The sequence below is a fragment of the Sphingomonas sp. Leaf21 genome (genome assembly GCF_916858675.1).
In the GTDB taxonomy this organism is placed as follows: Bacteria; Pseudomonadota; Alphaproteobacteria; order Sphingomonadales; family Sphingomonadaceae; genus Sphingomonas.
On sequence record NZ_CAKASM010000006.1, the window covers coordinates 112,080 to 132,496 of the forward strand.

The 20,417-nt window shown below is 71.4% G+C and carries 21 protein-coding genes and 1 riboswitch; of the genes, 14 read left to right on the top strand and 7 right to left on the bottom strand.

Translation table 11 applies throughout. The annotated features are described in order from the left end of the window. From cobN to cobJ, 5 genes are read left to right on the top strand one after another with little or no spacing between them, the layout of a single operon-like run. Positions 1 to 3,444: a cobaltochelatase subunit CobN gene (gene cobN / locus LRP66_RS07870; RefSeq protein WP_230481943.1), complete on the top strand. Its 3,444-nt coding sequence runs from the start codon at positions 1 to 3 to the stop codon at positions 3,442 to 3,444. After that, positions 3,441 to 4,562 (top strand): cobalamin biosynthesis protein CobG, encoded by a 1,122-nt coding sequence (locus LRP66_RS07875; protein WP_230481944.1) that lies wholly within the window; start codon positions 3,441 to 3,443, stop codon positions 4,560 to 4,562. Before cobN ends, LRP66_RS07875 begins: the two co-directional genes overlap by 4 nt. Beyond that, positions 4,562 to 5,191: a precorrin-8X methylmutase gene (locus tag LRP66_RS07880; protein ID WP_230481945.1), complete on the top strand. Its 630-nt coding sequence runs from the start codon at positions 4,562 to 4,564 to the stop codon at positions 5,189 to 5,191. The genes LRP66_RS07875 and LRP66_RS07880 overlap by 1 nt, the downstream gene beginning before the upstream one ends. Further along, entirely contained in the window at positions 5,188 to 5,913 is a 726-nt protein-coding gene (locus tag LRP66_RS07885; RefSeq protein ID WP_230481946.1) for a precorrin-2 C(20)-methyltransferase, read from the top strand. The genes LRP66_RS07880 and LRP66_RS07885 overlap by 4 nt, the downstream gene beginning before the upstream one ends. Next, positions 5,910 to 6,659 carry a precorrin-3B C(17)-methyltransferase gene (gene cobJ / locus LRP66_RS07890; protein WP_230481947.1) on the top strand — a complete coding sequence of 250 codons (750 nt, stop codon included), beginning with the start codon at positions 5,910 to 5,912 and terminating at the stop codon, positions 6,657 to 6,659. Before LRP66_RS07885 ends, cobJ begins: the two co-directional genes overlap by 4 nt. On the opposite strand, the gene LRP66_RS07895 is transcribed toward cobJ, so the two are convergent. Further along, positions 6,635 to 7,378, bottom strand: coding sequence for a cobalt-precorrin-6A reductase (locus LRP66_RS07895; protein WP_230481948.1), 744 nt, complete (start codon positions 7,376 to 7,378; stop codon positions 6,635 to 6,637). The genes cobJ and LRP66_RS07895 overlap by 25 nt on opposite strands. Here LRP66_RS07895 and cbiE point away from each other — a divergent pair. Genes cbiE through cobF form a run of 6 tightly spaced genes read left to right on the top strand, consistent with a single transcriptional unit; the run spans position 7,377 to position 12,540 of the window. Then, the gene (gene cbiE, locus LRP66_RS07900; protein ID WP_230481949.1) at positions 7,377 to 8,576 is read left to right on the top strand and encodes a precorrin-6y C5,15-methyltransferase (decarboxylating) subunit CbiE; all 1,200 of its coding nucleotides are present in this window, start codon (positions 7,377 to 7,379) and stop codon (positions 8,574 to 8,576) included. The genes LRP66_RS07895 and cbiE overlap by 2 nt on opposite strands. Further along, positions 8,570 to 8,926 (top strand): cobalamin biosynthesis protein, encoded by a 357-nt coding sequence (locus LRP66_RS07905; protein ID WP_230481950.1) that lies wholly within the window; start codon positions 8,570 to 8,572, stop codon positions 8,924 to 8,926. The genes cbiE and LRP66_RS07905 overlap by 7 nt, the downstream gene beginning before the upstream one ends. After that, the gene (gene cobM, locus LRP66_RS07910) at positions 8,923 to 9,687 is read left to right on the top strand and encodes a precorrin-4 C(11)-methyltransferase (RefSeq protein ID WP_230481951.1); all 765 of its coding nucleotides are present in this window, start codon (positions 8,923 to 8,925) and stop codon (positions 9,685 to 9,687) included. Before LRP66_RS07905 ends, cobM begins: the two co-directional genes overlap by 4 nt. Next, the gene (locus LRP66_RS07915) at positions 9,684 to 10,991 is read left to right on the top strand and encodes a cobyrinate a,c-diamide synthase (RefSeq protein ID WP_230481952.1); all 1,308 of its coding nucleotides are present in this window, start codon (positions 9,684 to 9,686) and stop codon (positions 10,989 to 10,991) included. The genes cobM and LRP66_RS07915 overlap by 4 nt, the downstream gene beginning before the upstream one ends. Then, positions 10,988 to 11,710: a uroporphyrinogen-III C-methyltransferase gene (cobA, locus tag LRP66_RS07920; protein WP_230481953.1), complete on the top strand. Its 723-nt coding sequence runs from the start codon at positions 10,988 to 10,990 to the stop codon at positions 11,708 to 11,710. The genes LRP66_RS07915 and cobA overlap by 4 nt, the downstream gene beginning before the upstream one ends. After that, positions 11,707 to 12,540, top strand: coding sequence for a precorrin-6A synthase (deacetylating) (gene cobF / locus LRP66_RS07925; protein ID WP_230481954.1), 834 nt, complete (start codon positions 11,707 to 11,709; stop codon positions 12,538 to 12,540). Before cobA ends, cobF begins: the two co-directional genes overlap by 4 nt. A gap of 400 nt (positions 12,541 to 12,940) precedes the next feature. Here the strand turns inward: cobF and cobO are convergent, their stop codons facing one another. Continuing rightward, a complete protein-coding gene (cobO, locus tag LRP66_RS07930; protein WP_443026670.1) occupies positions 12,941 to 13,540 on the bottom strand; it encodes a cob(I)yrinic acid a,c-diamide adenosyltransferase in 600 nt (199 codons plus the stop codon). Next, positions 13,540 to 14,064 carry a bifunctional adenosylcobinamide kinase/adenosylcobinamide-phosphate guanylyltransferase gene (gene cobU / locus LRP66_RS07935; protein ID WP_230481956.1) on the bottom strand — a complete coding sequence of 175 codons (525 nt, stop codon included), beginning with the start codon at positions 14,062 to 14,064 and terminating at the stop codon, positions 13,540 to 13,542. The genes cobO and cobU overlap by 1 nt, the downstream gene beginning before the upstream one ends. 27 nt (positions 14,065 to 14,091) lie before the next feature. On the opposite strand from cobU, the gene LRP66_RS07940 reads away from it, so the two are divergent. Genes LRP66_RS07940 through LRP66_RS07950 form a run of 3 tightly spaced genes read left to right on the top strand, consistent with a single transcriptional unit; the run spans position 14,092 to position 17,451 of the window. Then, positions 14,092 to 15,078 (top strand): aminotransferase class I/II-fold pyridoxal phosphate-dependent enzyme, encoded by a 987-nt coding sequence (locus tag LRP66_RS07940; RefSeq protein ID WP_329959249.1) that lies wholly within the window; start codon positions 14,092 to 14,094, stop codon positions 15,076 to 15,078. After that, entirely contained in the window at positions 15,071 to 16,009 is a 939-nt protein-coding gene (gene cbiB / locus LRP66_RS07945; RefSeq protein WP_230481957.1) for an adenosylcobinamide-phosphate synthase CbiB, read from the top strand. The genes LRP66_RS07940 and cbiB overlap by 8 nt, the downstream gene beginning before the upstream one ends. Next, positions 15,997 to 17,451 (top strand): cobyric acid synthase, encoded by a 1,455-nt coding sequence (locus tag LRP66_RS07950; RefSeq protein WP_230481958.1) that lies wholly within the window; start codon positions 15,997 to 15,999, stop codon positions 17,449 to 17,451. The genes cbiB and LRP66_RS07950 overlap by 13 nt, the downstream gene beginning before the upstream one ends. Here LRP66_RS07950 and cobS read toward each other — a convergent pair. From cobS to LRP66_RS07970, 4 genes are read right to left on the bottom strand one after another with little or no spacing between them, the layout of a single operon-like run. Further along, on the bottom strand, positions 17,436 to 18,152 hold the full coding sequence (cobS, locus tag LRP66_RS07955) for an adenosylcobinamide-GDP ribazoletransferase (protein ID WP_230481959.1): 717 nt from the start codon (positions 18,150 to 18,152) through the stop codon (positions 17,436 to 17,438). The two genes, LRP66_RS07950 and cobS, sit on opposite strands and share 16 nt — an antisense overlap. Then, positions 18,149 to 18,706 carry a histidine phosphatase family protein gene (locus LRP66_RS07960; protein WP_230481960.1) on the bottom strand — a complete coding sequence of 186 codons (558 nt, stop codon included), beginning with the start codon at positions 18,704 to 18,706 and terminating at the stop codon, positions 18,149 to 18,151. The genes cobS and LRP66_RS07960 overlap by 4 nt, the downstream gene beginning before the upstream one ends. After that, complete coding sequence (gene cobT / locus LRP66_RS07965; protein WP_230481961.1) at positions 18,703 to 19,713, bottom strand: nicotinate-nucleotide--dimethylbenzimidazole phosphoribosyltransferase; 1,011 nt, start codon at positions 19,711 to 19,713, stop codon at positions 18,703 to 18,705. The genes LRP66_RS07960 and cobT overlap by 4 nt, the downstream gene beginning before the upstream one ends. Next, positions 19,710 to 20,117, bottom strand: coding sequence for a DUF1636 domain-containing protein (locus LRP66_RS07970; RefSeq protein WP_230481962.1), 408 nt, complete (start codon positions 20,115 to 20,117; stop codon positions 19,710 to 19,712). Before LRP66_RS07970 ends, cobT begins: the two co-directional genes overlap by 4 nt. A 93-nt stretch (positions 20,118 to 20,210) precedes the next feature. Next, positions 20,211 to 20,393: riboswitch (cobalamin riboswitch) on the bottom strand. Positions 20,394 to 20,417 lie beyond the last annotated feature (24 nt).

Consider the following 20,417-nt stretch of genomic DNA (forward strand, 5'->3'; position numbering starts at 1 on the left):
GTGCATCTCGTCTTTCGCGAGAGCCATGGGCTGGAGGAACAGGCGGTTCCGCAGGATCTGGGGCAGCGCCCCGGTGACGTGGTCGTGCTGTCCTTCTCCGACAGCGACCTGAGCGCCTTTGCGGCGGGCTGGCGGGCGGGGGGATTCCCCTGGTCGCTGCGGCTCGCCAACCTGGCGGCGCTGGTCCATCCCCTGTCGGTCGACACCTATGTCGAGCAGACCCTGGTGCACGCGAAGGCGATCCTGATCCGGTTGATCGGCGGGGCGGCCTATTGGGAATACGGCCTGCGCGAAGTGGAGCGGCTGGCGCGGGAGCGGGGGATCGCGCTGGCGGTGCTGGCGGCGGACGGGCGCGAGGATCGGCGGTTGATGGCGGCGTCGACGGTGGGGGAGGCGGTGGTGCGGCGGTTGACCGCGCTGTGCGATGCGGGCGGGGCGGATGCGGCGGCTCTGGCTTTGCGCGAAATCGCGGCGTTGTCGTCTGTGGCTCTTGCCCCTCCCCAACCCCTCCCCCTGCCGGGAGAGGGGTTTTTGCGCGGAACGGTCGCCTCAAGCACGCCCCTCCCGCAGGCGAGTTGCAGGTCGGCCATGCCCCCGGCATGGCCTGAACGATGCGGGGCATCGTTCACCTGCAACTGGGATGGGGGAGGGCCGTCTCCCCAAGCTACTTCGCTTGCGGCCGTGCCCCTCCCCAACCCCTCCCCCTGCCGGGAGAGGGGCTTTAAGATAGCACCCGTTGGAGGCTGGTTCATGGGGGGTGTTGCCTGCCCTGCCACCGCCCTGCTTAACCCGACCCGTCCCCGCATCCTGCTAACCTTCTACCGCGCCTATCTCGCCGCCGCCGATCTGGAGCCGATCGCCGCCCTCCATGCCGCCCTGACCGAGCGCGGCTTCGACCCCGTCGCCCTTTTCGTCCCCTCGCTGAAAGCCGAAGGCGCAGGTCCGTGGATCGCGCGTTGGGTCAAGGCCCTGACCCCCGCCGCGATCGTCAACGCCACCGCCTTTTCCGCACGCGGCGAGGACGACGCCACCCCGCTCGACGGAGCGGGCGTGCCGGTGTTCCAGGTCGCGCTCGCCACCAGTGACCGCGAGGGCTGGGAGGGTTCGGCGCGCGGCCTGTCGCCCGCCGACCTCGCCATGCATGTCGTCCTGCCCGAGATCGACGGCCGCCTCTTCGCGGGCGTGGTCAGCTTCAAGGAGCCCGGTGAGCGCGACCCCGATTTCGACATCGCCCTGCGCCTCCACCGCGCCGAGCCCGCCCGCATCACGGCGGTGGCGGACCGAGTGGCGGGCTGGACGAAGCTTGCCGCCACCCCGGCGGCGGAGCGGCGGCTGGCGATCTTGTTGTCCACCTATCCGGGCAAGGACTGGCAGGCGGCCCATGCGGTCGGGCTGGACGGCTTTGCCTCGACGGACGCCATCTTGAGCGATCTGCGCGATGCCGGTTACGATGTGGAGACGGGGGCGGATCTGCCCGCCGCGCTGCTCGCCAACCGGATCGCCTGGCCGGTGGCGGCCTATCGCGACGCGCTGGCTTCGCTCCCTGAGACCCTGCGCACGGACCTGTGCGAAAGCTGGGGCGCGATTGAGGACGACCCGCTGGTCGAGGGTGACGCCTTCCACTTCCCCGCCCTCGCTTTGGGCAAGGCGATCGTCGCGCTCCAGCCCGAACGTGGCCGTCGCGAGGTACGCGCGGAGGATTATCACGACCTCTCCCGCTGCCCGCGCCATTCCTATGTCGCCTTCTATCTCTGGCTTCGGGCGCAAGGCATCGACGCGCTGGTCCATGTCGGTGCGCATGGGACGCTGGAGTGGCTGCCCGGCAAGGCGGTCGCGCTGTCCGACGCCTGCTGGCCCGAGGCGCTGACCAAAGACTGGCCGGTCCTCTATCCCTTCATCGTCAACGATCCGGGCGAGGCGGCGCAGGCCAAGCGGCGGCTGGGCGCGGTGACGATCGGCCATGTCCCCCCGGCGCTGGTGCAGGCCGAGACGGGTGTGGGGCTGGGGCGGCTGGAGGCGTTGCTCGACGAATATGCCAATGCCGATGGCCTCGATCCCGCGCGTCGCGACCGGCTGCGCGGGTTGATCGCGGAAGAGGCGGACAGCGTGGGGCTGGGCGAGACTTTGGGGCTGGCCGGGGCTGACGATCCGCTGGCCCGCATCGACGCGTTCGTGTGCGACGTGAAGGACAGCCAGTTCGGCGAAGGGCTGCACGTCTTCGGGCGCGGCGAGCAGGGCGCGGCGGAACGCGCCGGGCTGCTCGCCGGGCTGGACGGCAGGCGCGTAGCGGCGGGGCCTTCGGGATCGCCCTATCGCGGTCGTGCCGATGTGCTGCCGATGGGCCGCAACCTCTACGCCATCGACCCGCGCGCGGTGCCGAGCCGGGCGGCGCAGGCCCAGGGCGTGAAGCTGGCCGAGGAACTGATCCGCCGCCATATGCAGGAGGAGGGCGATCACCTGCGCACCCTGATCGTCGATCTCTGGGGTTCGGCGACGATGCGTACGGCGGGCGAGGAATTCGCCATGGCGCTGCACCTGATCGGGGTCGAGCCGGTCTGGGACCATCGCTCCGAGCGGGTGACGGGGTTCGAGGTGATGCCGCTGATGCGCTTCGACCGACCGCGTGTCGATGTGACGTTGCGGGTATCGGGGCTGTTCCGCGATGCTTTTCCGCATCTGGTCGCCCTGTTCGGGCAGGCGGTGCGCGTGCTGGGTGCCCGCGACGAAGAGCCGGAGTGGAATCCCTTCGTCGGTCAGGCGGCGCCGCGCGTCTATGGCCCGGCGCCCGGCCGCTACGGCATCGGGCTGGACCCGGAGGCGGGCTATGACGAGGCGGCGCGGATCGAGGCGGGGCGGAGCTGGCTGGCCGCGTCGTCGACCGCGCTCGACGATGGCGACCGGCGCGATGCCGAGGGGATCGCGGCGCGGGTGGCGGGGGCGCAGGCTTTCGTCCATGTCCACGACCTGCCCGAGAGCGACCTGCTACTCGCGGCGGACTATGCCGCGCATCAGGCTGGGTTCGCGGCGGCGCGGGGGGCGCTGGGCGAGGGGACGGCCTCGCTCTATCATCTCGACACGCGCGATCCCGCCAGCCCCAAGGCCCGGACGCTGGCGGAGGAGATCGCCCGCACCGTCCATGCCCGCGCCGCCCACCCGCGCTGGGTGGCGGGGATGATGGCGCATGGCTTCCGGGGCGCGGCGGAGATTGCGGCGACGCTCGACCATCTGGGCAGCTTTGCGCATCTCGCGGACGTGGTGCCCGCATCGCTGATCGACCTCTATTGGGATGCGACGCTGGCGCGCGATGAGGTGCGCGATTTCATGGCGCAGGCGAACCCGGCGGCGCTGGCGGCGATGGAGGCGCGGTTTGCGGCGCTTCATAAGGCAGGACTGTGGCGGACGCGGCGCAACTCGGTGCTGGCGATTCTGGACGGGGCGGCATGAGCGGCTTCGTCGTCAAGGGCTGGTGCCCTGATGCGTTCCGGCCGATGATGGCGGGGGACGGGCTGCTGGTCCGTGTTCGCCCGCCGCTGGGACGGTTGACGGCGGCACAGGTCGAGGGGCTGTGTGCCGCCGCCCTTCGATACGGCAATGGCCAGATCGACCTGACCGCCCGCGCGAACCTGCAACTGCGCGGCGTGAACGAAGCAGGCTGGCCCGCGCTGATTGGGGCATTGCAGGCGATGGGGCTGGTCGATCCCGATCCGGTGCGCGAGGGACGGGGGGCGATTCTTGCCAATCCCGACTGGCGTGAGGGCGACGACACCCATGCCATCGTCGTGGAACTGCGCGAGCGGCTGGCCGAATTGCCCGAGTTGCCGGGCAAGGTCGGCTTTGTCGTCGATGCAGGGGCGGCTCCGATGCTGACCGACGCGCCGGGCGATTTCCGGGTCGAGCGGGCGGCTACGGGGGAATTGCTGTTGCGCGCCGATGGCCGGGCGAGCGGCGTGACCGTCACCCGCTCCGACGCGGTCGATGGCCTGATCCGACTGGCGCACTGGTTCGCCGATAGCGACGGCCGCACCGCCGGGCGTATGGTACGTCACAACGCCACTTTGCCCGATTGGGCCGAAGGGGACGCCGTGCCCGCCTCCGGCGCACCGGTGCAGCCCGGCGCGCATCCGATGGGGGCGGTCTATGGTCTGCCCTTCGGTCGGATCGACGCTGCATCGCTGGCGGCGTTCGTCCGCGCGCATGACTGCGCCCTTCGCCTTACCCCTTGGCGGCTTCTGATCGCCGAGGGCATGGCACCGGCCCCCGCCGCCGGAATGCTGCTCGCCGACAGTCCGATCCTGCATGTCGACGCCTGTGTCGGCGCGCCCGCTTGCCCGCAGGCGAGCGTCGAAACCCGTGGATTGGCCACCCGCCTTGCCCCACTGATCGAGGGCCGCCTGCACGTCTCGGGTTGCGCGAAGGGTTGCGCACGGGCACGGGCGGCGGACTGGGTGCTGACCGGGCGGGAGGGGGCTTTCGATCTGGTCCGCAACGCCCGCGCCGGGGCCGCGCCCCTTCACACCGGATTGACGCCCGAGGGGGCGGTCGCGCTTCTCGGAGCCTGTTGATGCCGTATAGTTACGAAACCGATGGCGCGGCGATCTATCGCCAGTCCTTCGCCATCATCCGCGCCGAGGCGGAGCTGGCCCGCTTCGATGCCGAGGAAGAGCCGGTCGCGGTGCGCATGATCCATGCCGCCGGGCTGGTCGAACTGGCGCCGTCGATCCATTTTTCGCCGGGTTTTGCGCTGGCCGGGCGGCAAGCGCTGGCGAACGGCGCGGCGATCCTGTGCGATGCGCATATGGTCAGCGAAGGCGTGACGCGCGCGCGTCTGCCCGCCGACAATCCGGTGATCTGCACCCTGCGTGATCCCGCCGTGCCGGGGCTCGCCAGGGAGATGGGCACGACCCGCTCCGCCGCCGCGCTGGAGCTGTGGCGGCCGCATCTGGCGGGCGCGCTGGTCGCGATCGGCAATGCACCGACCGCGCTGTTCCACCTGCTGACCATGCTGGAAGACCCGGACTGCCCGCGCCCGGCGGCGATCATCGGCTGTCCGGTCGGTTTCGTCGGCGCGATGGAGTCGAAGGACGCGCTCTGGGAGGCGCAGCCGGTGCCGTGCGCCATCGTGAAGGGCCGTCCGGGCGGCAGTGCGATCACTGTCGCCGCGATCAACGCGCTGGCGAGCCGCGCCGAATGACGGGGACCGTTCACGGCGTCGGCCTCGGCCCGGGCGCGGCGGACCTGATGAGCGTCCGCGCCGACCGGCTGGTGCGCGGTGCGCGGCATGTCGCCTATTTCCGCAAGGCGGGGCGGCGCGGCCATGCCCGCACCATCGTCGACGGGATGCTGCGGGACGACGTGGTCGAATATCCGATGGACTATCCGGTCACGACCGAGATCCTGTTTACCGACCCGCGCTACAACGAGTGCCTGTCGGCCTTCTACGCGACATGCACCGCGCATATCCTGTCGCTGGTGCAGGGCGGCGAGGATGTGGTGGTGCTGTGCGAGGGGGATCCGTTCTTCTACGGATCGTTCATGCACCTGCACAGCCGGTTGCGGACCCACGCGCCGGTCGCGGTCGTGCCCGGCATCACCGGCATGTCGGGCGCCTGGACCGCCAGCGGCGCGCCGATCACCTGGGGCGACGATGTGCTGACCGTCGCGATGGCGACCCTGCCCGAGGCGGAACTGACGCGGCGGATCGCCGAGACCGATGCGCTGGTCGTCATGAAGATCGGCCGCCACCTGCCCAAGCTGCGCCGCGCCATCGCGGCGGCGGGGCGGGCGGATCAGGCATGGCTGGTCGAACATGCCGCGCAAGCCGGGGAGCGTGTGCGCCGACTGGCGGAGGTGGAAGACGCACCCGCCCCCTATTTCTCGATCGCGCTGATCCACGGGCAGGGGCGGCGGCCATGAGCGGCTGGCTGATCGTCGCGGGGCTGGGGCCGGGGGCGGAGGCGATGGTCACGCCCGAGGTGTCGGCGGCGCTGGCCGAGGCGACCGACGTGGTCGGCTATATTCCTTACGTCGCGCGCGTGCCCGAGCGGCCGGGCCTGACCCGCCATGCCAGCGACAACCGGGTCGAGCGCGACCGGGCGCTCCACGCGCTGGAGATGGCGGAGGCGGGGGGGCGTGTGGTCGTCGTGTCCTCGGGCGATCCGGGGGTGTTCGCGATGGCGGCGGCGATCTTCGAGCGGGTGGAGGAAGACCCCGAGCGCTGGCACGATCTAGACATCCGCGTGCTGCCCGGCATCACCGCGATGCTGGCGGCGAGCGCGCGGGCGGGGGCGCCGTTGGGGCATGATTTCTGCGCGATCAACCTGTCGGATAATCTCAAGCCGCAAGCGCTGATCGAGCGGCGGTTAGGGCTGGCGGCGGAGGCGGATTTCGCCATCGCGCTCTATAACCCCCGGTCCAAGGCGCGGCCCGATGCGCTGGACGCCGCCTTCGCGTTGTTGCGGGCGGTGTGCGGGGACGATCGCCCGGTGCTGTTCGCGCGCGCCGTCTCGACGCCCGAGGAGCGGTTGCGCATCGTGCCGCTTCCGGCGGCGCGCGGCGAGATGGCGGACATGCGTACCGTCGTCATCATCGGGTCCAGCCGCACACGGGCGGTGCCCCATGCTGGCCAGCCGATCCTCTATACTCCCCGGACGACGCCGTGATCCAGCCAGTCCAGCACCTGTGCGACGCCGTGCACCTGCGGCCGGTCGGGGATGAAGGGCCGGTCGATCATCACGACGGGCAGGCCGAGTTCGCGCGCCGCGTCCAGCTTCGCCCGCGCGCCGGCGCCGCCCGCATTCTTGGCGACGATCACCTGGATCCGATGTTCGCGCAGCAGCGCCAGTTCACCCGCCAGCGTGAAGGGGCCGCGATCCACCACCAGATGATGGTGTGGCAAGGTCGGCTCGGCGGCATCGACGAAGCGCAGCAGGTAGAAGTGGTGCGGAGCGCTGGCGAAATCGCCGATGGTCTGGCGCCCGAGCGCCAAAAAGGCGCGCGCCGGATCGCGCCCGAGCGCGGCCACCGCTTGCCCGGTATCGGCCACGCGGGTCCAGCGATCGCCGGGGCCCTCGACCCATTCGGGTCGGGTCAGCGCGAGAAGTTGCACCCCCGCCCGCTCCGCCGCCGCGATGGCATTGCTGCTGATCCGCGCGGCAAAGGGATGGGTCGCGTCGACCAGATGGGTGACGCCCTCACGCTGCATATGGTCCGCCAGCCCCTCCACGCCGCCGAACCCGCCCACGCGCGTCGGGATCGCCTGCGCACTCGGATGGTCGGTCCGGCCCGCATAGCTCAGCACCGCCCGCTCGCCGCGTGCGGCCAGCGCGGTGGCCAGGGCGGTCGCCTCGGTCGTGCCGCCGAGCAGAAGGATGTGGCGCATGGCTGACTCCGAACCCTGGCTGACGATCATCGGCATCGGCGAGGATGGCTGGGACGGCCTGACCGTCCCCGCCCGCGCCGCGATCAAGGCCGCCGATAGCGTGATGGGTGCGCCCCGTCACCTGTCGCTGCTGCTCGAGCAGGGCCGGGCGGAGCGGGTCGTGTGGCCGGTGCCCTTTGCGGACGGTGTGCCGAAGCTGCTCGAACGGCGGGGGCAGCGGGTGGTGATGCTGGCGTCGGGCGATCCCTTCTGGTTCGGCGCGGGGTCCGTCGTCACGCGCCATCTGGAACCGGGTGAGTGGGTGGCGTACCCGGCCCACTCCACCCTGTCGCTGGCGGCGGCCCGGCTGGGCTGGCCGGTGGAGACGATCCAGAGCGTCGGGCTTCACGCCCGCCCCCTGGAGACCGTGCGCCCGTATCTGGCACCGGGTCGGCGGGTGCTGGCGCTGATGCGCGACGGTTCGGCGGTGACGGGGTTGGCGGCGTGGCTGGCGGGGCAGGGCTTCGGCGACAGCGCGCTGACCGTCCTGGAGGCGCTGGGCGGCCCGCGCGAGCGGGTGCGGCGGGTGACGGCGAACATGCTCGACTGGACCGACATCGTGCATCCGGTCGCGGTCGCCATCGAGCCCGCCGGACAGGGCCGCGTTCTTCCCCGTGCGAGCGGGCTGGACGATGACTGGTTCGACCATGACGGACAGATCACCAAGCGCCCCGTCCGCGCGCTGGCGCTGTCGGCACTGGCTCCGCGTCCGGGCGAGTTGCTGTGGGACATCGGCACCGGATCGGGATCGGTCGCGATCGAATGGCTGCTCAGCGATCCCACCACGCGCGCGATCGGGTTCGAGCGTGACCCGGACCGCCTCTCCCGTGCCGCAGCCAACGCCGCGCGGCTGGGCGTCGAACGGCTGGAACTGGTCGAGGGCGATGCGATGGCGGGGCTTGCCGACCGGCCGCACCCGGACGCGGTGTTCGTGGGCGGCGGGCTGTCGCCACAACTGGTCGAGGTGCTGCGCGCCCTGCCGCATTGTCGGCTCGTCGCGCACGCCGTGACTTTGGAGACGGAGGCGCTGCTGGCCGATTGCCACGCGCGTCATGGCGGCGAGATGCTCCGCATCGAACTGGCGCGCGCCCGGTCGCTCGGCACCAGGCGTGGATGGAAGGCCAGCTATCCCATCGTGCAATGGCGGGTCGCATGGTGATCGCCGGTTTCGGATGCCGCGCGGAGGCGACGGCCGAGTCCTTCCGAGAGGCACTGGCGGCGACCGGCCTCAGTCCCGATCGCCTGGCCGTGCCCGAGGACCGAGCCGCGTTGATCGCCGGTTTCGCACAAGCCCAGGGGCTGTCCGTGATGCCCGTACCGCCCGAATGGCTGAGCGGTATCGACACCCCGACCCGCTCCGGTATCAGTCTTGCCCATCGCGGCGTCGGCAGCGTCGCCGAAGCCGTCGCGCTCGCCGCCGCCGGTCCGGGCGCGCGGATCATCGTACCCCGCCAGATTTCCTCCGACCGCATGGCGACCTGCGCCATCGCCCAGGGACTTGAATCATGACCGTCCATTTCATCGGCGCCGGACCCGGCGCGCCCGACCTGCTGACCCTGCGGGGGCGCGACCTGATCGCGGCGTGCCCGGTGTGCCTCTATGCCGGATCGTTGGTGCCGGAGGCGGTGCTGGCGCATTGCCCGCCGGGCGCGCGCATCGTGAACACCGCGCCGATGACCCTCGACGAGATCATGGCCGAGATCGCGGAGGCGCATGGCAGGGGGCAGGATGTCGCGCGGCTGCACTCGGGCGACCTGTCGGTGTGGTCGGCGATGGGCGAGCAGGTGCGGCGTTTGCGCGAACTGGGCATCCCCGTCTCGGTGACGCCGGGTGTCCCCTCCTTCGCGGCGGTGGCGGCGGCGCTGGAGAGCGAACTGACCCTGCCCGGTATCGCCCAGTCGGTGATCCTGACCCGCACCCCCGGCCGTGCCAGCGCCATGCCGGAGGGCGAGTCGCTGACCGCCTTCGCCGCGACCGGCGCGACGCTGGCCATCCATCTGTCGATCCACAATCTGGCCAAGGTCGTCGCCGACCTGACCCCGCACTACGGCGACGACTGCCCGGTCGCGATCGTCTGGCGCGCCAGTTGGCCCGAACAGCGGATCGTCCGTGCGACGCTGTCCACGATCGAAGAGGCCGCCGCCGATGGGCCGGAGCGTACCGCGCTGATCCTGGTCGGCCGCGTCCTGTCCCAGAGCGATTTCGCCGAGAGCCGTTTGTATGCGGAAGGATATGATCGTCGCTATCGCCCTGGAAACACCCTGAAATGACCGCCGGTTTGATGATCGCAGCGCCCGCCTCGGGCACCGGCAAGACGACCGTGATGCTGGGCCTGCTCCGCGCGTTTCGTGACGCCGGGCTGAGCGTGCAGCCATTCAAGAGCGGGCCCGATTACATCGACCCCGCCTTTCACCGCGCGGCGTGCGGGCGGGCGTCGTTCAACCTCGACGGCTGGGCGATGCCCGCCGCGCTGCTCGACACGCTGGGCCAGCGCGGGGCGGATGCCGACCTCGTGCTGGCGGAAGGTTCGATGGGCCTGTTCGACGGCGTCGCCAGACCCGGCGCGACCGGCATGGGCAGCAGCGCGGAGACGGCCAGGCGGATGGGCTGGCCGGTGATCCTGGTCATCGACGTGTCGGGCCAGGCCCAGTCGGCGGCGGCGACCGCGCTGGGTTTCGCGCGCTACGATCCCGATCTGCGCGTGGCGGGGGTGATCCTGAACCGCGTGGCGAGCCCGCGTCATGAGCGGCTGGCGAAGCTCGGCTTCGAGGCGATCGGCCTGCCGGTCTTCGGCGCGTTGCCCCGGCGCGGCGATCTGGTCCTGCCGGAGCGGCATCTGGGGCTGGTGCAGGCGGTCGAGCATCCCGAACTCGACCGGCTGATCGGCGACTATGCCGCGTTCCTGGCGGCGCATGTCGACCTGACGGCGGTGCGTGCGGCGGCCCATGCCGGGCCCGTGGCCGCTTCGCCGACTGCGCTCCCGCCACCGCCCGCCCAGCGGATCGCACTGGCGCAGGATGCGGCCTTTTCCTTCGTCTATCCGCATATGCTGGAGGGCTGGCGTGCCGGGGGGGCGGAGATATTGCCCTTCTCGCCGCTGGCCGATGAGGCACCGGATGCCTCGGCCGATCTGGTCTGGCTACCCGGCGGCTATCCCGAACTCCATGCCGGGCGGCTGGCGGCGGCGGAGCGGTTCCGCGCCGGGCTCATCGCCCATGCCGCGACGAAGCCGGTGCATGGGGAGTGCGGCGGCTATATGGCGCTGGGCGAGGCGCTGGTCGACGCGGAGGGTGTCAGCCACCGCATGGCGGGGCTGCTCGGCCTCGTGACCAGCTATGCCAGGCGCAAGATGCATCTCGGCTATCGCCGTGCGACCTTGCTGGGCGAGGTGGCGGGGATGCCCGAGGGTGCGGTGCTCGGGGGGCATGAGTTTCACTACTCGACCGTTCTCGAACAGCCGGATGCGGCGCTTGCCCATGTCGTCGATGCGCAAGGGGATGCCGTGCCCGAGACCGGGTCGCGGCGGGGGCATGTGACGGGGACTTTCTTCCATCTGGTGGCACGCTGGTGGTGACGGGATTCGTATCCCTTGTCGGCGCCGGGCCGGGCGATCCCGATCTGCTGACCCTGAAGGCGGTGCGCTGTCTGGCCGAGGCCGATGTCGTGTTGTTCGACGATCTCGCCGCCGGGCCGATGTTGCACCATTGCCGCACGGACGCGGAACTGATCGCGGTGGGCAAGCGCGCGGGCCGCGCTTCGCCCAAGCAAGGGGAAATCGACCGATTGCTGGTCGATCATGCGCTTGCCGGCAAACGGGTGGTGCGGCTGAAATCCGGCGATCCGGGTATCTTCGGGCGGCTGGAGGAAGAGATCGTCGCCTTGAAGGCGGCGGGCATTCCCCATGAGATCGTCCCCGGCGTCAGCGCGGCGAGCGCCGCGGCGGCGGCGGCGGGCCTGCCCTTGACGCGGCGGGCCGAGGCGCGGCGGGTGCAGTTCGTGACCGGCCATGACGTGACGGGTGCGCTGCCCGCCGACCGCAACATGGCCGCGCTGGCGGATGCGGGCGCGACGACCGTCGTGTTCATGCCCAAGCGAACCTTCCCGGCGCTGGCCGAGGCTTTGGTCGCGCATGGCCTGTCGCCCGACACGCCCGCGCTGATGGCCGAGCATGTCGGTTGTCCCGACCAGCGGCTGACCCGTTCGACCATCGGAGCGCTGGCCCTGCGCTTGGCGGAGGGTGTGTCGGACAAGGCGGCGCTGATCCTCTACGGTCCGCTGATGGAGGATCTGTGATCCATCTCGACCTGATTGGCATCGGCACGGGCAACCCCGATCACCTGACCCGCGCCGCCGAGGCCGCGATGCGCGCCGCCGACCTGATCCTCTTGCCGCGCAAGGCGGACAAGGCCGAGCTGATCGACCTGCGCCGCGATGTCTGCACGCAGGTGCTGGCGGGGGCGACGACGCGGGTCGCCGAGTTCGACCTGCCGGTGCGGGCGGCGGAGGGCGATTATCTCGGCAATGTCGAGCGCTGGCATGACTCGATCGCCGGGTGCTGGGCGGCGGAGATCGCGCGGGCGTTGCCCGGTGGCGGACGGGTGGCGTTGCTCGTCTGGGGCGATCCGTCGCTTTACGACAGCACGATCCGCATCGCCCGGCGGCTGGTCGCGGTGGACCGGGTGACGGTGGTGCCGGGGATCACCAGCCTCCAGGCCCTGTGCGCGGCCCATGCCATTCCATTCAACGCCGTGGGCGCGCCGGTGATGGTGACGACCGGGCGGCGGTTGCGCGAGGGCGGCTGGCCCGAGGGGGCGGACAGCGTGGCGGTGATGCTCGACGGGGGATGCGCGTTCACGACGCTGGACCAGCCGGATGCGGCGATCTGGTGGGGGGCGTATCTGGGCATGGTGCAGCAGGCGGTCGAGGCCGGACGGCTGGCGGACGTGGCGGAACGCATCGTCGCGCGCCGGGCCGAACTGCGGCGGGTCCATGGGTGGATCATGGACGTGTATCTGCTGCGGCGGGGTGCGGATCTGGCGGGGGAGGGGCTCGCCTCGTGTGGTGTCGCCCGTGGCCTGGCCCCCACCCCAAACCCCTCCCCCCTGCCGGGAGGAGGGGCTTGATGCCGATCACCTTGCCGCATGTCACGCCACTCCCGCAGGCGGGAGGGGATGGGGGAGGGCCTCGCCTCGAGTGGTGTCGCCCGTGGCCTGGCCTCCACCCCAAACCCCTCCCCCCTGCCGGGAGGAGGGGCTTGATGCAGATCACGCCGCCGCCGTCACGCCCCTCCCGCAGGCGGGAGGGGATGGGGGAGGGCCTCGCCTCGAGTGGTGTCGCCCGTGGCCTGGCCCCCGCCCCAAACCCCTCCCCCCTGCCGGGAGGAGGGGCTTGATGCCGATCACCTCGCCGCACGTCACGCCCCTCCCGCAGGCGGGAGGGGGTGGGGGAGGGGCTCGCCTCGTGTGGTGTCGCCCGTGGCCTGGCCCCCACCCCAAACCCCTCCCCCCTGCGGGGAGGTGGGGCCTAGAACTCGATGCCCTTCTGCGCCTTCACGCCCTGTTCGCGGAAGGGGTGCTTCACCTGCGTCATGTCGGTCACAAGGTCCGCCGCTTCGATCAGTGCTTCGGGCGCATTGCGGCCGGTGATGACGACATGCGTCATCGCGCCCTTCGTCGCCAGCACGTCCAGCACCTCGTCGACCGGCAGATAGTCGTAACGCAGCACGATGTTCAGCTCGTCCGCGACGATCAGGTCGTAGGAGGGGTCGGCGATCATCCGCTTGACCTCGTCCCACGCGCCCCGCGCGGTGGCGATGTCGCGGGCGCGGTCCTGCGTGTTCCAGGTGAAGCCCTCGCCCATCGCGTGGAAGTCGACCTCGGGAAAGCGGGCCAGCACCGCCGCCTCGCCGGTGGTCATCGCGCCCTTGACGAACTGGACCATGCCGACGCGCATCCCATGGCCGACCGCGCGGATCACCATGCCCAGCGCGGCGGTGGTCTTGCCCTTGCCCTTGCCGGTATGGACGATGGTCAGGCCCTTTTCGGCGTCGCGTGCGGCGACCTTGTTGTCCTGCGCGGCCTTTTTCTTCGCCATGCGCTCGGCATGTTCGGCGTCGGTTCGCATCATGTGTCTCCTGAAAGTCGCAACGACAGCCCCGCCACCACCAGGTCGGTCGCGTCGCAGACCCGCGCCAGCCGCTGGTTGAGCGTGCCTTGCGCATCTCGGAAGCGCCGGGCCAGCGCATTGTCGGGGACGATGCCGAAGCCGACCTCGTTGCTGACCAGCACCACCGGGCCTGCTGCGTCATCGAGGGCGGCGACCAGCGCCTCGGACGCGGCCGTCAGGTCCGCCTCGCCCAGCAGCAAATTGGTGAGCCACAAGGTCAGGCAGTCGACCAGGACCACCCGGTCGGCGCGGCCATGTTCGCGGATCGCTTCGGGCAGAGCGAGCGGGGCCTCCACCGTGGTCCAGCGCGCGTCGCGGTCGGCGACATGGCGTGCGATCCGATCGCGCATTTCCTCGTCCCAGGCCTGCGCCGTCGCGATGAAGCAGCCTTGCGGCGTCATCGCCTCGGCAAGCGCCTGTGCATGGCGGCTTTTGCCCGACCGGGCACCGCCGAGGACGAGAATGGTCCGGGGCTTGGTCATGCGCCATCGCATTGCGGGAGCGAGGCCGTGAGGCAAGCGGAAATGGACGTGCTGACCTATCATGGCGGGCGGATCGACGCGGCCAGGGCCCTGTTTCCGGCCGTGACCGCGCCGTGGCTGGACCTGTCGACGGGGATCAACCCGGTGCCCTGGACACCGCCCGAAGGGCTCGCGGTCGATGCCGCGCCCTTGCCCGACCGCAGCGCGCTCGCCCGGTTGGAGGCCTTGGCGGCGGCGCATTTCGGCGTCGCGCCGGAACGTGCGGCGGCGGTGCCGGGGAGCGAGATGGCGCTTCGCCTGTTGCCGATGCTGGGCGTGAGCCAGCCGATCGTCGCGGTGCGGCCCGGTTACGGCACGCACGGCGCGGTGGCGTCGGCGCGGGTCGATCATGCGGGATTGGAGCATTGGGCCGGGCGAACCGGAAGCCTGTTGCTGGCCAATCCCAACAACCCGGACGGCGTCCACCGCTCGGACGGGCAACTGGCGCGACTGGCGGATGCGCAGGCGCGGGCGGGCGGCTGGCTGATCCTGGACGAGGCCTTTGCCGATGCGATGCCGCAGCCCGGTTTCGCCGGGGGCGAGCGGGTGGTCGTGCTGCGGTCCTTTGGCAAGTTCTTCGGGCTGGCGGGGGTAAGGCTCGGCTTCGTCATCGCCGCGCCGGAGGTGGTGGGGCGGCTACGCGACCTGTTGGGCGACTGGCCGGTCTCGGCCCATGCCATCGCCTGGGGCGGGGCGGCCTATGCCGATCGCGCATGGATCGCGGCGACGCGGAGCGCTCTGGTCGAGCGTGCGGCGGCGCTGGACACGGTGCTCGTGCGCCACGGGCTGGTGCCGAAGGGGGAATGCCCGCTGTTCCGCATGGTCGAGACGCCCGGGGCCGCTGCCCTGTTCCTGAGGCTGGCGGCGGCGGGAATTCTGATCCGGCCCTTCGCCGACGCGCCCGAGCGTTTGCGCTTCGGCGTCCCCGTGGCGTCCGACCTCGCCCGACTGGACGAGGCGTTGCGCCATGGCTGATCCCATTGCGCTGGTGGCGCTGGCGCTCGATGCCGCGATCGGCTGGCCCGACCGGGTTTATGCCCGGATCGGGCATCCGGTCGGTGGCTTTGCCCGGTTCCTCAATCTGTGCGAGCGTCTGGGCAACCGGCCCGACCGGTCGGAGGGGATGCGGCGGGTGCTGGGCGTCGCGACGATCCTGACCCTGATCGTCCTGACCGGCGCGGCGGGATGGTGGATCAACCGGGAAGCGCACCTGTTGTTCGGCCGCTGGGGCTGGATGGTGAACGCCGTGCTGGCGTGGCCGGCCCTGGCGCAGCGCAGCCTCTATCTCCACGTCCGCCCCGTCGCCGGGGCGCTGTCGCGCGGCGACCTGTCTGCCGCCCGTGCGCTCGTCGCGCGGGTGGTGGGGCGCGATACCGGGCGGCTGGACGAGGCGGGCGTCTCGCGCGCCGCGATCGAGACGCTGGCGGAGAGCTTCTGCGACGGCATCGTCGCGCCCCTGTTCTGGCTGTTGCTGCTCGGCCTGCCGGGCGTGTGGACGTACAAGGCAATCAACACCGCCGACAGCCTGATCGGGCATAAGGAACCGCGCTGGCGGGCCTTTGGCTGGGCGGCGGCGCGGATCGACGATGGCGCGAACTGGATTCCGGCGCGCATCGCGGGGGCGCTGGTGTGCCTGGCGGGGGCGGGCGGATGGCGGGTGATGACGCGCGATGCGCGCGCCCACGCCTCGCCCAATGCGGGCTGGCCGGAGGCGGCGATGGCGGGGGCGCTGGGCGTCGCGCTGGCCGGGCCGGTCGCCTATGACGGAGTGACCCAGATCAAGCCATGGATCGGGCGCGGGGGGCGGAGCGCGAACCCCGCCGATATCGTCAGCGCCCTGCAAATCTATGCGCGTGCCTGCCTGCTCCTCTGGGTGATCGCGGGGGGTGTCGCATGGCTGGCGTGATGATCCAGGGCACGGGTTCGGACGTCGGCAAGTCGGTGCTGGTCGCCGGGCTGTGCCGCCTGTTCGCCAATCGCGGCCTTTCCGTCCGCCCCTTCAAGCCGCAGAATATGAGCAACAACGCCGCCGCCACCCCCGATGGCGGCGAGATCGGGCGCGCCCAGGCGACCCAGGCGCTGGCCGCGCGGGTGGTCCCGCATGTCGACATGAATCCGGTCCTGCTGAAGCCGCAGGGCGACCGCACCTCACAACTCATCGTGCGGGGGCAGGTGCGGGGGATGCTGCCCGCGTCCCGGTGGCGCGAGGGGCGGATCGGCCTGTTGCCCGACGTGGTCGAATGCTATCGCCGTCTGGAGGCGCAGTGCGACCTGGTCATCGTCGAGGGGGCGGGATCGCCCGCCGAGGTCAATCTGCGCAGCGGCGACATCGCCAATATGGGCTTCGCGCGCGCGGCGGGCGTGCCGGTGGTGCTGGCCGGGGACATCGATCGCGGCGGGGTGATCGCGTCGCTGGTCGGCACCAAGGCGGTGATCGACCCCGACGACGCCGCGATGATCCGGGGCTTTCTGGTCAACAAGTTTCGCGGCGACCCCGCGCTGTTCGCCGATGGCATGGGCGTGATCGCGGCGCATACCGGATGGCGCTCGCTGGGGTTGATCCCCTGGCTGGCCGACGCGGCGCGGCTGCCCAGCGAAGATGCGGTGGTGCTGGAGCGTGCGGGGGTGGGCACCGGCGGGCGGGTCGTGATCGCCTGTCCGGTCACGCCGCGCATCGCCAATTTCGACGATCTCGATCCGCTCCGCCTGGAGCCGCAGGTCGAGCTGGTCATGGTCCGCCCCGGCGAGCCGATTCCCGATGCCGCGATGATCGTGCTGGCGGGATCGAAGGCGACCATCGCCGACCTCGCCTTCCTCCGCGCGCAGGGATGGGACATCGATATCGCCGCGCATCACCGGCGCGGTCGGCCGGTGCTGGGGCTGTGCGGGGGGTATCAGATGCTGGGGCGGAACGTGGCCGACCCGGATGGGATCGAGGGCCCCGCCGGAAGCGTCGCGGGGCTGGGGCTGCTGAACGTCGAGACGGTGCTGACGGCCGAGAAGACGGTGCGGCCGGTGACGGGCGAGGCGCTGGGTGCCGACTTCTCGGGCTATGAGATCCATCTCGGACGGACGAGCGGCCCGGACACCGCGCGGCCCGTGGGTCATCTCGCCGATGGCCGGGCGGAGGGCGCGATGAGCGCCGACGGCCTGGTCGCGGGCAGCTACATCCATGGCCTGCTGGGCGAGGCGGGGCAGCGTGCCGCGTGGCTCGCCCGGATCGGCTTGGCCGGGCAGGGGCCGGACCACGCCGCCGATGTCGATGCCGCGCTCGACGCCATCGCCGCCGTGCTGGAGGCGCATGTGGATGGCGACGCGCTGCTTCGGATCGCTCAGACGGCGGCGTAGAATGCGGCGGCGAACAGCATCGCGGTTTCGGTCAACTCGATGCCTGCGCCGTGCACGTCGCCGCTCATCCCGCCCAGACGTCGGTGGAACCACCATGCCAGCACCCCGATGGCGAGTGGTGCGGCCAGCAGCGGCGGCGAGAACCAACTCGATGCGAGCAGAACGACCAGCCAGATCACCGGATCATAGGGCCTCGCCGCGCCCGCGACCAGCGCGCCGAGCCCGCCGGGCTTGAGCGGCGGCAGCCACCGTGCCCAGGCGAGCGGCCCGATCCGCGCCGCCGCCGGGATCAGCATGATCCCCAGCCAGCCCTGAGGCGGCACGAGGTGAAGCAGGACCAGCTTGGCAAGCAGTTGCATGACCAGCGCCACCGTGCCGAAGCTGCCGATATGCGGGTCGCTCATCACCGACAACAGCCGCGACCGATCGCCATGCGCCGCGCCGAGCCCGTCGCTGAGATCCGCCAGCCCGTCGAGATGCAGCGCACCCGTCGCCCACACCCAGGCGAGCAGCGCCAGCAGCGCGCCGGTCCACGGATCGACCCTGGTGCCCAGCCATCCCGCGCCCGCTACGATCGCGCCGATGACGAGGCCCGCCACGGGATAGAGCCGGATCGCGCGCGCGAAATCGTCCGCATCGGCCTCCACGCGCGGCATGGGCAACCGCGTGAGGAAGCCGAGTGCGACGATCAGCGTCCTCATGCCGTCACCAACCCCGTCAGTTGCGCGGTGCGGGGGGCGCCGTCCCACACCTCCAGCGTCACCAGGCTCGCATAGGGCAATGCGATGGACCAGACGGCGCGCCGATCGAAGCCGCAAAGCATATGCAGCGCCGCGCGGATCGCGCCGCCGTGGGTGACGATCAGGGTCGGTTCGGGCGGCAGTTCGCTGATCGCCGCCGATACCCGGCCGACCAGATCCGACCAGCGCTCGCCACCGGGGGGCGGGGCGGCATCCGGGTCCTGCCAGAAGCGGTCGAGCGCGGCGGCATCGATCGCGGCGGGGCTCAGCCCGTCCCACGCGCCGAAATCGAGTTCGCGCCAGCGGGGATCGACGATGCTGGGCCCTATCCCCTCGGAACAGGCGCGCGCGCGCGACAGGTCGGAGCTGATCCGCCGATCGACCTCCAGGCCCCGCGCGCGTCCGACGCAGGCGGCGATTCCCCGCGGCGTCGCAGGGCTGTCGGTCCGTCCCAGCATCCGCCCGGTCAGTTCGGGTTCGCCGTGGCGAAGCAGATGCAGGCGGAAGCCGGTCATGCGGAGGCGACTCCCGCCTCGGCAAAGGTCGCCATGCCGTCATGCGCGGCGAGCGCGGCGCGGATGACCTGTACCGCCACCGCCGCGCCGCTGCCCTCTCCGAGCCGCATACCCAGCGACAGGATCGGGTCGAGTCCCAGCCGCGCGAGCAGCCGGACATGCCCCGGCTCGGCGGAGCAATGCCCCGCCAGGCAATGGCCGGTGATCGCCGGTTCGACCATCGCCAGCGGTGCGATCGCGGCGGTGCCGATGAAGCCGTCGAGCACGACCGGGACCCGGCGCCTCCGCGCGGCCAGCACCGCGCCCGCCATCGCCGCGATCTCCCGCCCGCCGAGACGACGCAGGATCTCGAACGCGCCGGTCAGATGCTCGCCGTGGAGCGCCAGCCCGTCCGATACCGCCGCCGCCTTGCGCGACAATCCCTGCGCGTCGACGCCCGTGCCGGGACCGACCCAGTCGGATGCGGCCCCGCCGAAGCTGGCGGCGGCGAGCGCGGCGGCGGGGGTGGTGTTGCCGATCCCCATCTCCCCCAGCACCAGCAGGTCGGCATCGCCCACCGCCTCGGCCCCGGCATTCAGCGCGGCGAGGCATTCCGCCTCGCTCATCGCAGGGGCGGTCGTGAAGTCGGCGGTCGGGCGATCGAGATCGAGCGGTACGACCGACAGAGCGAGCCCCGCCGCCGCCGCCAGCGCGTTGATCGCGGCGCCTCCGTGGGCGAAGTTGGCGACCATCTGCGCGGTGACTTCCGCCGGGAAGGCGCTGACGCCGCGCGCGACGACGCCGTGATTGCCCGCGAAGATGACCGCCCGGCCGTGTGCGATCCGGGGGCGCTCGACGCCCTGCCACCCGGCGATGAAGACCGCGATCTCCTCGAGGCGGCCGAGCGAGCCGGGGGGCTTGGTCAATTGCGCCTGCCGCGCGGTGGCGGCGTCGCGTGCGGCTCGGTCGGGTCGGGGCAGCGAGGCGAGCGCGGCGTCGAAATCGGCGATGGTCGGAAAGGCGCTCATTCGACTACGAATCCCTCGGGCGGCGTGCGGGTGAGGAAATGGCCCTTCACCCCCTGCGGCCATTGCTTGTACGGCACCTGGCCCCAGTCGCTGTCGGCATAGGCGCGGGCATAGTCCAGGATGGCGCGCGCGGCATCGTCGTCGGGGGTGAACTTGCCCATCACATAGCCGACCTTGCCGGGGCAGCGCAGATGGATGGCGCAGAAGGACTGGCAGGCGAAGAGACAGGGCATCTCCTCGACCGCGACATCGGCATAGGCGGGATCGGACGCGTGGACGCGGCGCAACGCCTCGACCAGCAATGCGCCACCGCGCCTGCCGTCCGCATTCTCTCGCACGTCGTCCGACAGGCGACAGGTGTTGCAGGCGACCACGGCGGGGCCGTTGGCGGCGGGTTTCAGCATCGGTTCGGCTCGGTCATTCGGGGCATGTCTCCACAATGGCGCTGTCGTCGCGCGAGGGGGAAGCCCCGTCCGTCCGGCACACCCTGACCGGTCGAAAGACGACCGCGACGGGCAGGTCTCCTGGCTCGCGGGTCGGTGCCGGTCCGCCGCCTTCTCGGGGAGAGTCCCAATGGCGCGTTGGCGAACGGCTCGCCGCTTACAGTTGCAGGGGCAGCCGGGGCATCACACCCCATTCCCTTTTGATCCCCGAGGGGAACCTGTCGCGCTGCGAGCGATAGGCGTGTGGGGGATGGGTGGCAA

Coding starts and splice junctions, on each gene's coding strand:
- LRP66_RS07875 (WP_230481944.1), top strand. CDS start 3,441: ATGAGCGGCTTCGTCGTCAAGGGCTGGTGCCCTGATGCGTTCCGGCCG.
- LRP66_RS07880 (WP_230481945.1), top strand. CDS start 4,562: ATGCCGTATAGTTACGAAACCGATGGCGCGGCGATCTATCGCCAGTCC.
- LRP66_RS07885 (WP_230481946.1), top strand. CDS start 5,188: ATGACGGGGACCGTTCACGGCGTCGGCCTCGGCCCGGGCGCGGCGGAC.
- cobJ (WP_230481947.1), top strand. CDS start 5,910: ATGAGCGGCTGGCTGATCGTCGCGGGGCTGGGGCCGGGGGCGGAGGCG.
- cbiE (WP_230481949.1), top strand. CDS start 7,377: ATGGCTGACTCCGAACCCTGGCTGACGATCATCGGCATCGGCGAGGAT.
- LRP66_RS07895 (WP_230481948.1), bottom strand. CDS start 7,378: ATGCGCCACATCCTTCTGCTCGGCGGCACGACCGAGGCGACCGCCCTG.
- LRP66_RS07905 (WP_230481950.1), top strand. CDS start 8,570: ATGGTGATCGCCGGTTTCGGATGCCGCGCGGAGGCGACGGCCGAGTCC.
- cobM (WP_230481951.1), top strand. CDS start 8,923: ATGACCGTCCATTTCATCGGCGCCGGACCCGGCGCGCCCGACCTGCTG.
- LRP66_RS07915 (WP_230481952.1), top strand. CDS start 9,684: ATGACCGCCGGTTTGATGATCGCAGCGCCCGCCTCGGGCACCGGCAAG.
- cobO (WP_443026670.1), bottom strand. CDS start 13,540: ATGCGAACCGACGCCGAACATGCCGAGCGCATGGCGAAGAAAAAGGCC.
- cobU (WP_230481956.1), bottom strand. CDS start 14,064: ATGACCAAGCCCCGGACCATTCTCGTCCTCGGCGGTGCCCGGTCGGGC.
- cbiB (WP_230481957.1), top strand. CDS start 15,071: ATGGCTGATCCCATTGCGCTGGTGGCGCTGGCGCTCGATGCCGCGATC.
- LRP66_RS07950 (WP_230481958.1), top strand. CDS start 15,997: ATGGCTGGCGTGATGATCCAGGGCACGGGTTCGGACGTCGGCAAGTCG.
- cobS (WP_230481959.1), bottom strand. CDS start 18,152: ATGAGGACGCTGATCGTCGCACTCGGCTTCCTCACGCGGTTGCCCATG.
- LRP66_RS07960 (WP_230481960.1), bottom strand. CDS start 18,706: ATGACCGGCTTCCGCCTGCATCTGCTTCGCCACGGCGAACCCGAACTG.
- cobT (WP_230481961.1), bottom strand. CDS start 19,713: ATGAGCGCCTTTCCGACCATCGCCGATTTCGACGCCGCGCTCGCCTCG.
- LRP66_RS07970 (WP_230481962.1), bottom strand. CDS start 20,117: ATGCTGAAACCCGCCGCCAACGGCCCCGCCGTGGTCGCCTGCAACACC.